The organism is Magnetospirillum sp. ME-1, from assembly GCF_002105535.1.
In the GTDB taxonomy this organism is placed as follows: Bacteria; Pseudomonadota; Alphaproteobacteria; order Rhodospirillales; family Magnetospirillaceae; genus Phaeospirillum.
Map to the genome: position 1 here is coordinate 573,998 of NZ_CP015848.1, position 12,485 is coordinate 586,482.

Genomic DNA, 12,485 nt, shown 5'->3' on the forward strand with positions numbered 1-12,485 from the left:
CCCATCTGCGATAGGGGTAAACACGTATTTATTCAGTACATCTCATATTGCACTTATTTAAGAGTGGCGCGCCTCACGGCGCGCCCATTGGTAGGTTCAGGCTGGAATTCAGGCGCTGGCCAGCGCCTCCTTGCGGGCCTCCACCACCTTTTCGGCAACGCGGCCGCTGATTTCCTGCAGGTGGTCGAACTTCCACGAGAAGGTGCCCACCCCCATGGTCAGGGAGCGCAGTTCGACGATCAGGTCGTCCATCTCGGCCTGGGGCAGATAGGCCGAGACGGTGTCCCAGCCCTGCCATCCCTCCTTGGCGTCATAGCCGAGGATCTGGCCGCGGCGGCCAGAGACGATGCGCTGGGCCTTGGCGGTGAAATCGGCGGGCACCGAGATCTCCACCGCCAGGATGGGTTCCAGCAGCACCGGATCGCATTGGGGCATGCCCTCGCTCATGGCGATGCGGGCCGCCGTCTTGAACGCCATGTCCGAGCTGTCCACGGCGTGATAGCTGCCGGACGTCAGGGTCACCTGCAGATCCACCACCGGGAAGCCGAAGGGGCCTTGGCGCAGGAAGTCGGCCACGCCCTCCTCCACCGAGGGGATGTACTGGCGCGGCACCACGCCGCCCACGATCTTGTCGACGAACTTGAAGCCCGAGCCGCGGGGCAGCGGGGCGATGTCGATGTGGATGTCGCCAAACTGGCCGTGGCCGCCCGACTGCTTCTTGTGGCGGCCGTGGACCGAGGTGGACTTCCGGATGGTCTCCTTGTAGGGAACCGTCGGCTTGGCGGTCACCACCGCCATGTTGAAGCGGCTCTTCAGGCGGTCGATGGCCACCTGGAGGTGGATCTCGCCCTGGCCGCGCAGCACCTGCTCGCCGAATTCGCCGTGATCCAGCGACAGCGAGGGGTCCTCCTCGGCCAGCTTGGCGATGGCCCCGGTCAGCTTGACGTCGTCGCCCTTCTTCTCGGCGGCCAGCGCGAAGGCGAACAGCGGCGGAAGCGGTACGGGCCAGGGCTCCATGCCGGCATCGGCGCCGCCGATCACCTGGCCGGTGGCGACCGCGTCCAGGCGGCCGAAGGCGCAGACGTCGCCCACCCCCGCCTTGGCCACCTTGGTGGGCGTGCCGCCGGTCATCAGGTAAAGGCCGCCGATGCGGCCCACGTCCAGGGATTGGTTGTCGGTGAACTCGCCCCGCCACACGCGGGCGAAGCTGAGCTTGCCGGTATGGGCGGCATGGACGGTCTTGAACACGGTGGCCAGGGCGGAACCCTCGGCCTTGACGCCGAGACGGGCGGCGGTGGCGGCCGGGCCGGGGGCGTCGTGGCGCAGCGCCTTCAGCAGGCGATGGATGCCGCCGTCGTTCTCGGCCGAGCCGAAGAACACCGGCACGATCAGGTCCTCGGCCAGATCCTTGCCCAGATCGGCATAGACCTCGTCGGCGGGCGGCTGGATGTCTTCCAGCAGCTCTTCCATCAGGTGGTCGTCGAAATCGGCCAGATGCTCGAGCATTTCCTGGCGCGCCGCGCTTTCCTCGCCCTTGAGCGCATCGGGGATCTTGATCACCGCCGAGGTCTGGCCGGGGCGGTACTTGTAGGCCCGCTCGCTGACCAGATCGATATAGCCGGTGACGGCATCGCCCTCGCGGATGGGAATCTCGCGCATGACCAGCGGACGGTCGGACACCGCCTGCAACGCTTCCAGCGTCTCCTTGAGGCGCGTGCCGGCGGTGTCGATCTTGTTGACGAACAGCAGGTGCGGAATCTTGTGCCCGTCCAGGAACTTCAGCACCGGGGCGACCATCACGGCGCGGGCGGGGTCGGGTTCGCACACCACTACCGCCACATCGACGGCCATCAGGGCGTTGTAGGAATCCTGCTGGAACTCCACCGAGCCGGGGCAGTCGATAAAGGTCCACTTCTCGCCCAGATATTCGGCGCTGGCGATGTTGGGCTCGACGCTCATCAGGCGGGCGCGGGCCTCCGGGCTGGAATCGCAGGTGGTGGTGCCGTCCTTGATGCGACCCTGGCGCCCAATAGCGCCGCAGGCGAACAGCATGGCTTCGAGCAGGCTGGTCTTGCCGGCGGCGAACGGCCCGACCAGGGCGCAGGCGCGCGGCAGGGAAGGAGACTTGGACGTCATGGACCCTCCGGAATTTCTTGTTCTGTATGGGCGCCGGAACCCCCTGCGCCCAGCCCCGCCATGGTTTCAGTCAACGGCGCCCGTGGCAACAGGAAATGGCGCGCAGCCGAGACAGGGCTGCACTGCTTGCGTCTTGGTGCATGGAAGCCGGCGTGGTTTACTGGTTCCACCGTTCCGGGGAGGGGTTTTCATGACCGACCACGTTCACGTCAAGATCAGCGGCGCCACCGCCACGGTGACGCTCTGCCGTCCCGATCTGCACAACGCGCTCGACGAGCAGATGGTGGGAAATCTGGCCCAGACCTTCCAGAAGCTCTCCGTCGCCGACGTGGTGCGCGTGGTGGTGATCGAGGGCCAGGGTCCCAGCTTCTGCGCCGGCGGCGATATCGGCTGGACGCGGGCCCTGCTGGACCAGGATGCCGAGGAGGTCAGCCGCAGCGCCATGCAGATGGCCGTCATGCTCGACGCCATCGACCGCTGCGCCAAGCCGGTTATCGCCCGGGTGCAGGGCGCGGCGCTGGGCATGGGGGCCGGCATCGTCGCCTGCGCCGACATGGTGGTGGCCTCCGAAGACGCCAGCTTCTCCCTGCCCGAGGTGCGCGCCGGCTTCTCGCCCACCCTGATCATGCCCTGCATGGCGGCCGCCATCGGCACGCGGGCCATGCGCCGCTACGTGCTGTCGGGCGAACGTTTCGACGCACGCGAGGCCCTGCGCCTGGGCCTCGTCCACGCGGTGGTCACGTCCGACAAGCTGGACGCCGCCCGCGACCTGATGGTGGACTCCGTGCTGAAGGGCGCCCCCAAGGCCCAAGCCGCCGCCAAGGACATGCTGCGCGTGGTGGACGACAGCCCCGCCGGCCCCGACCTGATGCGCTACACCGTGGCCCAGTTCGTCGATGCCCGCGCCTCGGCCGAATGCCGCGAGGGCGTCACCGCACTCACCGAAAAAAGAAAGCCGAACTGGTCTGGATAAATCGTTCCTGTCATTCCGACGACCATCGGGAGGAGGAATCTCCGCCTGATCCGTCGTTTCCGAACAGAACACGCCGGACCAGGACGAGATCCCTCGCTTGCGCTCGGGATGACAATTCAACTTTGGAGCTGAACATGATCGCCGATTGCCTTGCCGGGCTCAAGGTCCTGGACCTCTCCATGTACATTCCCGGCCCGCTGGCCACCCTGTGGCTGTCTGATCTCGGCGCCGAGGTCATCAAGGTGGAAAGCCCGGCCGGCGATCCCATGCGCACCATGGGTCCGGTGGACGCGGACGGCACCACCGCCTTCTACAAGCTGGCCAACGCCAACAAGACCATCGTGACGCTGGACCTGAAGTCGGCGGACGGCAAGGCCCGCTTCGCCGAATTGGTGGCCAAGGCCGACGTGCTGCTGGAGGGCTTCCGCCCCGGGGTGATGGCGCGCCTGGGCTTCGGCATCGAGCGCCTGCACGAGATCAACCCCCGGCTGGTCCATTGCGCGCTCTCGGGCTATGGCGGCACCGGCCCCTTCGCCACACGGGCCGGCCACGACGTCACCTATCTGGCGGTGACCGGATTGCTGGCCGCCAGCGGACCGGCCGAGCGGCCCATCATGACCTTCCCGCCGCTGGCCGACCATGCGGGGGCCATGCTGGCGGTCAACTCGATCCTGGCCGCGCTGCTGAAGCGCTCCACCTCCGGCAAGGGCACCACCATCGACATCAGCCTCGCCGAAGCGGCCCTGTCGTGGATGGGCGGCGTGCTGACCATGGCGCACCGCTGGGGCGATCCCAAACGCGAGCACGACCTGATCAACGGCGGCGCCGCCCATTACCGCATCTACAAGACCAAGGATGGCCGCTTCGCCGCCATCGCCGCGCTGGAGGAGAAATTCTGGCAGTCCTTCTGCGCCGCCGTGGGCAAGCCCGACTGGGTGGCCCGCCAGAACGAACCCCTGCCCCAGACCGCCATGATCGGGGAGATGGCGGAGTTGTTCGCCTCAAAGACCCTGGCCGAGTGGACCGCCCTGCTGGAGCCCGCCGACTGCACCTTCGAGCCGGTGCTGGAACCCCACGAGGTCGCCAGCCATCCCCATCACGTGGAGCGCGGCTTCACCCATGTGAGCGAGCAGGGCCTGGTCGAGGTGCTGCTGCCCGTTCTGATGGAAGGCGAGCGCCCGCGCCGCCGCAAGCCGCTGGCCGAAAAGCCGGCCGAGGCGGTCATCGCCGGATGGTCTTGAGGACAAATCAACGGTAGAAATGACGACGGCGGGCCGGGAAGGTCCGGTCCGCCGTCAAGGAGGAAATCGCATGATCAAGATGCGCTTTCTCCTGGTCCTCAGGCTACCGTGGCGGATTCGCATCCGCCTCGCTCTGACCCGAGGCTAGGGGCGGCCGGTGGGTGTTAGCGCACCCACCGGCTACCTCCCATTACGCTAAACCATTCCGGTCAAAAAATCCAGAATCACCCGCGCCGCTTCAGCCAGGCCGCCAGATCCGCCGCCATGCGGGCCACCGGCGTCTCCCAGTCGCCGGCCTTGGGCTGGCGGTAGAGGCGCATGCCGGGATACCACGGGCTGTCGTCGCGGCCCGTCAGCCAGCGCCAGCAGCCATCGAAGCGCGACAGCAGCCAGACCGGCTTGCCCATGGCGGCGGCGAGGTGAGCCGTCGAGGTATCGACGCTGATCACCAGATCGAGGCCATTGATCAGGGCGGCGGTGTCGGCGAAATCGGTGATGCCTGAAGTGAGGTCGGCGACGCGGCCCTCGTCCCTGGCCTGAAGCCCCTGCTTGCCCACCTGCAGGCTGACGAAACGGACGCCGTCCACCGCCAGAAGCGGCTCCAGCTGTTTCAGCGCCAGCGAGCGCCGGCGGTCGATCAGCGTGCATTCGATATCGTGTTCGCGGGAATCGCCCGCCCAGACCAGACCGATGCGCGGGCCGGGAGCCAATCCGGCGTTCAGCCGCCGCGCCCAGGGCTCCAGGCGGTCGGGAGGCGGCGACAGATAGGGAAGGACGGCGGGAATGGTCTCGACCATGGTGCCGAAGGCCAGCGGCAGGCTCATCAGTGGCGATTGAAGGTCGATCGCTCCGGTCTCGCCGCCCACCGCCACCACCTCGGCGATGCCGGGCATGGTGGCCAGCAGCGACACCAGGGCGGGCTGCACCTCCAGCACCACCCGGGCGCCCCGCGCCGCCGCCAGGGGGGCGTAGCGGACGAATTGCAGCGTGTCGCCGAAGCCCTGCTCCGACCACAGCAGCAGGGTGCGCCCGTCCAGGGGCTCGCCCTTCCACTGCGGAATGCCGGGGTGGCGATGGGGCTCCCGGCGCTTGCGGTTGCCCCAGCGCGCCTCGTAGAGCGCCCAGCCCTCGGCGAAGTCGCCCTGCTTCAGACGGACGATGCCACGGTGAAAGCGGATGTCGTCATTGGCCGGGTCGGCGGCTCCGGCGGCGTCGAACTGTTCCTGGGCCTCGGCCAGGCGGCCCTGGGCGTACAGGGCCTGGCCCAGATTGCTTAAGGGGATGGCCGCGCCGGGCGACAACTCCACCACCCGGCGGCTCAAGACCTCGGCCTCCTCGACCCGGCCCAGGCTGCCCAGCAGGGCGGCCCGGTTGGCCATAACGATGGGGTCGTCGGGGCTCAGCGTCTCGGCGGTCTCGTAGCACTCGGCGGCGCGCTCCAGTTCCCCCTGTTCCCGCAGCGCGTTGCCCAGATTGTTCCACACCTCGGAATGATCGTGCTCGCGGCCCAGCAGGGTCTGGTAAAGCGCCACCGCCTCGGCCAGACGGCCCATCTCGTTCATGGCGTTGGCAGCCTCGAACAGGTGGGACACCCCGGACCCCTCGATACCGGCCAGCCGCAGATAGGTCTCGGCGGCGAGCTCATCACGTCCCATGGCCCGCAGCTGGCGGGCCAGGATCAGCACGGCGGGGGGATAATTGGGGGCAAGCTCGGCGGCGCGCGCCGCATGCTCCAGCGCCTCCTCGATCCGGCCCCGTCCCCGGATCACGTCCGAGGCGGCGACCAGCACCGGAACGGAATCGGGGGCAAGCCTGAGAGCGCGGCAGACGGAGATGTCGGCCTCGAGCGCCCGGTCCGAGGCCAGCAGGGCGCGGCCCAGATCGGCGTGAAGATTGGCCTCGCCCGGGCGTTCGGCCACGGCGCGGCGCAATTTCTCCACCGCCTCGGCGGGGCGGCCCAGGCGGTTCAGCACCCCGGCCATGTTGGCCAGGGCCTCGACGAAGCCCGGCCGCAGGGCGAGCGCCCGCTCCTGGGCGGTCAAAGCCTCGTCCAGGCGCCCGGTCTGGGCCAGGGTATTGCCCAGGCCGAACAGCGCCTCGGGAATATCGGGATTGAGCGCCAGCGCGCGACGGTAGGCGGCTTCCGCCTCGGGCAGGCGCCGCGCGCTGAACAGGGCGTTGCCCAGGTTGACGTGGTAATCGGGAACCCGGCCGTTGGCGCGGATGGCCTCGCCGATCAGATGGATGGCCAGATCAAACTGGCCCATCTGGGAACAGGCCACGCCCAGCAGATGGTTGGCCCCCTCGTGATACGGATCGGCCGACAGGATCCGCTGGTAGATGTCGACCGCATCAAGCAGCTTCCCCGCCTGATGAAGCTCGACGGCCTTGGCGAAATCGTCGGCCAATGTGGATTCCCCGCGGTTGCTCTTTGGGGTAAACGATGGCACGTCGCAGAGTGCGGAGGCAAGGCGGCAGGGTAATGAAACAGCCGGTTCGTCAAGATTCGTCATATGCAATTTATCGATTGTTGATCCCACTGAAGCCGCTGCTATCATGCCCCCGGCCGAACGGCAGTGATGACTATGCCTAACGACGTGGGTCGACCTCTCAATTTACGCGCCAGCGCCACCGTGGTGGTGATGGGCCTGCTCGTCGCCCTGTTCATCATCGCGACCTTCAGCGCCATGGCCTGGCAAAGGCAGCGGGACCTGCTGCACGACCGCCAGAGCAGCAACGAGCGGCTGGCCGACACCCTGGCGGAACATGTCGACGGCATCTTCGGCCAATCCGCCCTGGTGCTGTCCATGATGGGCGAGCGGCTGGAGCGCGAGCATTCCGCTTCGCCCCACCCGGCCCATGACGGGACGTTCCGGACCTTTCTGGCCGCCGTGCTGAAGCAGGCGCCCATGGTGGCGGCGGCCCGCGTCATCACCCCGGACGGCGCCTATCTCCACAGCCACCCCGAATTGCCGCCCCAAGGGGTCGGCGTCGGCGACCGCGATTACGTCCAGGCCCATCTTCGAGGCGAGGTCGGGCTGTTCGTCGGCAAGCCGATCGTCAGCCGCGTCAACGGACGGCTGGTGCTGCCGGTCAGCCTGGCGCAGCGGAATTCCCAAGGCCGGCTTGACGCGATCCTGGCCGTGATGATCCAACTGGACGACATCAACGCCCTGTTCGAGTCCATCCGCCAGAAGCCCAACGGCACCATCGCCCTGTTCGGAGCCGAGGGAACCCTGCTGGCCCGCGGCCCCATGGACAATGACCTGATCGGCAAGGATTTCTCGCAAGGGCCGCTGTTCCGGGAACACATCCCCAAGGCGGCGACGGGCAGCTACACCAACGTGGTCGCCACCGACGGCAAGCTGCGCCAGGCCAGCTATCGGCGCCTGGGAGACTATCCGGCCGTGGTCTCCATCTCGACCCTGCACGACGACACCATGGCCCAGTGGCGGTCCTATGTCGCCACCCTGGCGCTTATCGCGCTGCCGCTGCTCCTGGCCACCACCGCCATCACCTGGGCGCTGCACCGGCAACTGGTGGAGCGCGAGCGGTTCGAACGTCTGCTCGCCCGGCGTACCTCCGATCTGGAACTGGCCAACGAGGAATTGCGCCACATGGCGGAAATTTCCGCCCACCACCTGCAGGAGCCGCTGCGCACCATCCTGTCCTACGCCCAACTGCTGGTGCGCAAGGCCGGCACGGGAGAGACGGCGGGGCTGGAGGAATACCTGGGCTTCATCCGCTCGGGAACCGACCGCATGAAGGCGCAGCTGGACGCCTTGCAACGCTATCTGGGGGTGGGTCAGTGCCGCCCGTTGCAACCGGTGCCGCTGCAGCGCCTTCTGGACGAGACCATCGACTTGCTCGCCCCCCGCCTGGAGGCCGCAGGCACCACCATCACCTCAGGAAGCCTGCCCGAGATCATGGGCGACCGCCAGCATCTGGCCGGCCTGTTCCACCACATGATTTCAGCCATTCTCGAGCGGCGGCGGCCCGAGCAGAGCCAGACCATCGGGGTCAGCGCGGCGCGGGATGGCGACATGTGGCACCTGATCGTCAGCTCCGACAATACCGCTGCCGATTTCGGCGACGGCGAAACCTCGTTCCCGCTGCTGGGCGCCGGCAGTTCCGGCGACAAGGGGCGCGGCCCGACGCTCAGCCTGGCGCTCTGCCGCAAGATCGCCCAGTTGCACGGCGGCCGCCTGTGGGCGGAAACCACCGGCGACGGCGAAAGCCGCCTGCACGTCATGTTGCCGGCGGAATAGATCCGGGCGGGTTATCTGCTTGCCAATTCCACCAGACGGGACGGCGTGACGTCGCCGGCCGAGCCGGGCTGAAGCAGCCGGGCGGCGGCGGCGCGTTCGGCCGCCGAGAAGGTGCCCAGCGTCTTCAGCGCGTCGGACCGGGTGCTCATGCCGCCATCGAAGCCGGTGGCGGATACCGCATGCCAGCGGGCCGCCTCGGCCCGGGCCGCGCTGCCGCCCTCGGCCTCGCGGATCAGGGCCAGCAGCTGGGCCGAGGGAGCGTGGCGCCGCTTGGCGGCCAGTTCGGCCATGGCGGCGGCCTTGGCCAACAGGTCGGGCATCTTGGTCATTTCCATGGCCGAGCGCTGGGCGGTGCGGCACAGCTGGGTCAGCGCCTCGGTACGGAACTCGCCGGCGGGCAGGGCTTCCGCCCCGGCCAGCAGCCGGTCCATCCAGCCCAGCGAATCCGGATTGACCGGGCTGAAGTCCTTTTGCGCGAAGGGCATGTTGGCCAGACGGTCGCGGCGCGTCGCCGGGTCGCTTACCTTGGAGAGCGAGACGAAGCCGGCCGCCGGGTCGTCGGCGCGCACGCGGGCGCCGTACAGCACCAGGGTGGCGGCGTCGCGCTTCGACGGCACGGTCAGCGCGTCCACCTGGGGTTCCAGCACGGCGGCCAGGGCCAGCGCCCCCTTCCTCGCCTGGCCCATGGCCAGCGATTCCAGCGCCACCAGACCGGAGTCCAGACGGATATCGGCATCGGGCAGCGCCTTGATTGCGGCGATGGCCTCGTCGGCGGTGGCCTCGGCCTCGGGCAGGCGGCGCGCGCTCATCAGGCCGGCGGCATGGGCCAGCAGCCGCGCCCGCAACACCGGATCGGCCACCCGGGCCAGGGCCAGGGCGGCATTGGGGTCGCGGCGCTTGACCTCGGCGTCGATGCGGTAGCGGGCGATGGACTCGGTCATCTCGCGCACCAGGGCGGGATCGTCCACCCATTGGGGCGCGTCGGTGACGGCGGCCAGCAGGCGCAGGCCCTGGCCGTCATCGGCGGCGTCCAGACCGTCCAGGCCGGGCTTGACGAAGGCCTCGACCACCTTGGCGGATTTCAGCTTGGGCGCCGGCCAGAACGAATCGGCGGCGCACGGCAGGCGGAACGCCAGCGCCTCGCCCACCTGCGCCTTGCCGACGAAGGCCTTGCGCACAGTGCCCGATACCCGGCAGGCCGCGCCGGAAACGTCCACTCCCGCCACCTCCACCTGCACATGGCTTTCGGCGGCCAGTCGGCGGGCGACCCAGTTGCGGGCCTCCATGGCCCCATCGGCGGCCAGGGCCGACGTGGACGACAACAGCAGCAGGACCAGCGGAACCGTGCGCTTCATGACCTCTCCCCAGGCAATCACGGCTGGCAGACTAGCCCAGACGCCCGCCCGGCGGCTTGACTTGCGTCATGTGGTCTACAGGCCGAAAAAGCCGGCGATCTCGGACGCCGCGCACTTGCCCCCATCGCTCACATAGGCCCCCTCGCGGCCGCAGCCCGCGGCGGGCGCCACCGGCGCGGCGTGGCCGAAGCCCCGCAGCAGCCAAAGCTCCACCGCCGGCCCGCCCGCGCCGCCGGGCGCCGTCCAGGTGGGACCGGACACCAGCGGATTGACGGGGGCCTGCTCGCAGGTGGTGAAGGGCGGCAAGGCGGCACCGTGCAGCCCCGCCCATTGCGCGGCGCTCTCCACCGCGTTGACGCAAGCGACCGTCTTGTCGGCATCGCCGTGCCAGATGGCCAGGCGCGGCCATTTGTGCCGCGCCCCGTGCAGCCGGGCGATCTCGCCGGCCCAGTGCTCGGGCCTGACCTCGGCGGGGCCTTCCATGCAGCCGAAGGCGCGCCGCACCTCGGGCGTGGCGAAGTACGAACCACCAGTCACCCCGCCGATGCGCGCGCAGCCCACCGGCACGCCCCCCATGGAAGCGCCGGCGGCGAAGTCGTCGGGAAGCGCCGCCAGCAGCACCTGGGCCATGGCGCCGCCCGCCGACAGGCCGACCACGAAATTATCGCCGCCCTTGATGCCGAAGGCTTCGCGCGCCGCCAACACCTCGCGGTACAAACGGCCGATAATGTTCTTTTCGGTGGGCAGCCGCTCGTTCTCGTCGAACCACCACAGGCAGTTGTTGCCCGGCGCGCCGGAAACGGAATCGGTGAACTCGGCCACCAGCAGGGCGAAGCCCTTCTTCTCGGCCAGATCGCGCCAGCCGCTGTCGGTGGCGAAAGGAATGCCCTCCTGCTTGCAGCCGTGCAGCAGCAGGACCACCGGTCCCGGCTTGCCCCTGGCGGCGTCGGGGACATAGGCCTTGACTGCCAAGTTCCACCACCACAGCTGGCCGCCGCCGGCGAACAGGCCGGAAACGGGCTGGAACTCAGTGGCGCAAGCGGGGACGGCCCACAGGACCAGGGCCGCCAGAAGGGCGCCCAGACGCGACATCATGCTCAGTTGCTCCTCAGGCGAGGGATTCCAGGAAGTCGGCGGACGGCGCGAAGAAGGACGCGCCGGTCACCGCCCGGGTGAAGTCCAGCAGACGGTCGTGCAGACCGTCGCCGGCCGACAGCACCATGCGCTCCAGCATCTTGCGGAACGGCGCCGGGCTGGCGCAGTAGGCGACGAAATAAAGGCCGTTCTCCGACGTGCTTCCGTAGGGCATGGAATGGCGCAGCACCTCCAGCTCCTCGCCGTCCTCCTCGATCACCACGCGGACGATGTGGGCGAAGGGCGGCTTCACCGCATCGGCCAGTTCCTCGTCGCCTTCCTTGGTGCGGCCCACCGCCGCTTCCTGGTCGGGAGTGGACAGGGCCTCCCAGCGGGCGAGGTCATGGACGTAGCGCTGCAACGAGACGAAGCTGCCGCCGGCATGGGGGCCGTCGGCCACCAGCGCCACCTCTGCCCGCTCGTCGCCTTCCGGGTTCTCGGTGCCGTCGACGAAGCCGGTCAGGTCACGCTTGCCCATGTGGCGAAAGCCCATCACCTCCTCGGCAAGCCGCACATGGGAGCCCAGCGCCGCCATCACCCGCCGCGCCAGCATCAGGTTGGCGTCGTGGCGGGGCGAGTGGATGTGCACGAACAGGTCGGCGGGGGTGGCCGGCGCCTTGCGGGCGCCCTCGGCCAGGGGCGCGAAGGGAACCAGCCCCTCCGGGCATTCCCGACCGGTCAGTCGAGTCCAGCAGGACGCGCCGATTGCCACCGAACTGACCAAGGCGGGCTCGCCCGCCTGCTCGGCCACGGCCTCGGTCATGTCGGGCAGGGCGGCGAGCACGCGCCGCACCGGGCCCATGTCGCCGTCAGCCAGAACAAGGGTGAGGAACAGGCCGAAATCACCACCGTCCGCGCAGATGGCCGATTGGGGCTTGGTCATGGCGTCACCCGAAGCGGACGTCGACGATCTCGTAAGATTTGGACCCGCCCGGCGCGGTGACCTCGACGGTGTCGCCCAGATGCTTGCCGATCAGGGCGCGGGCCAGCGGCGAATGCACGCTCATGCGGCCCGACTTGATGTCGGCCTCGTGGGCGCCGACGATGGTGTAGACCACCTCGTCGTCGGAATCCTCGTCGGCGAGCGTCACGGTGGCGCCGAAGCGCACCTGATCGCCCGACAGGCTGGCGATGTCGATCACCTGGGCGCGGGAGATGATGTCTTCGAGCTCGGAAACCCGACCCTCGATGAAGCTCTGGCGTTCGCGCGCCGCGTGGTATTCGGCGTTTTCCGACAGATCACCGTGCTCGCGCGCCTCGGCGATGGCCCGGATCACCGCCGGGCGCTCCACCGATTTCAGGGTCCTCAGCTCTTCCTCCAGCTGGGCCAGCCCGGCCGGAGTCATCGGGATCTTTTCCATCAAACGCCCCTACGCCC

At 68.8% G+C, this 12,485-nt stretch carries 9 protein-coding genes; 3 read left to right on the top strand and 6 right to left on the bottom strand.

What is annotated here, in order from left to right:
• Positions 1-108: 108 nt before the first annotated feature.
• A complete protein-coding gene (locus WV31_RS02575) occupies positions 109-2,136 on the bottom strand; it encodes an elongation factor G (RefSeq protein ID WP_085372131.1) in 2,028 nt (675 codons plus the stop codon).
• Positions 2,137-2,326: 190 nt separating this feature from the next.
• Between WV31_RS02575 and WV31_RS02580 the strand changes: the two genes are divergently transcribed.
• Together WV31_RS02580 and WV31_RS02585 are read left to right on the top strand one after the other, a co-directional pair.
• Entirely contained in the window at positions 2,327-3,109 is a 783-nt protein-coding gene (locus WV31_RS02580) for an enoyl-CoA hydratase-related protein (RefSeq protein ID WP_085372132.1), read from the top strand.
• 134 nt (positions 3,110-3,243) lie between these two features.
• Positions 3,244-4,350, top strand: coding sequence for a CaiB/BaiF CoA transferase family protein (locus tag WV31_RS02585; protein ID WP_085375431.1), 1,107 nt, complete (start codon positions 3,244-3,246; stop codon positions 4,348-4,350).
• Between the two features lie 224 nt (positions 4,351-4,574).
• Here the strand turns inward: WV31_RS02585 and WV31_RS02590 are convergent, their stop codons facing one another.
• Entirely contained in the window at positions 4,575-6,758 is a 2,184-nt protein-coding gene (locus WV31_RS02590; protein ID WP_085372133.1) for a tetratricopeptide repeat protein, read from the bottom strand.
• A gap of 171 nt (positions 6,759-6,929) precedes the next feature.
• Here WV31_RS02590 and WV31_RS02595 point away from each other — a divergent pair, with 171 nt between their 5' ends.
• Positions 6,930-8,618 carry a sensor histidine kinase gene (locus WV31_RS02595; protein ID WP_085372134.1) on the top strand — a complete coding sequence of 563 codons (1,689 nt, stop codon included), beginning with the start codon at positions 6,930-6,932 and terminating at the stop codon, positions 8,616-8,618.
• An 11-nt stretch (positions 8,619-8,629) separates the two neighbouring features.
• Here WV31_RS02595 and WV31_RS02600 read toward each other — a convergent pair whose 3' ends face one another.
• The 4 genes from WV31_RS02600 to greA all read right to left on the bottom strand — a co-directional run bounded on the left by WV31_RS02600 (position 8,630) and on the right by greA (position 12,468).
• Positions 8,630-9,973 (bottom strand): hypothetical protein, encoded by a 1,344-nt coding sequence (locus tag WV31_RS02600; protein ID WP_085372135.1) that lies wholly within the window; start codon positions 9,971-9,973, stop codon positions 8,630-8,632.
• A 75-nt stretch (positions 9,974-10,048) separates the two neighbouring features.
• Positions 10,049-11,068, bottom strand: a complete 1,020-nt coding sequence (locus WV31_RS02605) for an extracellular catalytic domain type 1 short-chain-length polyhydroxyalkanoate depolymerase (RefSeq protein ID WP_085372136.1) — start codon at positions 11,066-11,068, stop codon at positions 10,049-10,051.
• Positions 11,069-11,081: 13 nt separating this feature from the next.
• Positions 11,082-11,990: a Dyp-type peroxidase gene (locus WV31_RS02610; RefSeq protein ID WP_085372137.1), complete on the bottom strand. Its 909-nt coding sequence runs from the start codon at positions 11,988-11,990 to the stop codon at positions 11,082-11,084.
• A gap of 4 nt (positions 11,991-11,994) precedes the next feature.
• The gene (greA, locus tag WV31_RS02615) at positions 11,995-12,468 is read right to left on the bottom strand and encodes a transcription elongation factor GreA (protein ID WP_085372138.1); all 474 of its coding nucleotides are present in this window, start codon (positions 12,466-12,468) and stop codon (positions 11,995-11,997) included.
• Positions 12,469-12,485: the final 17 nt, after the last annotated feature.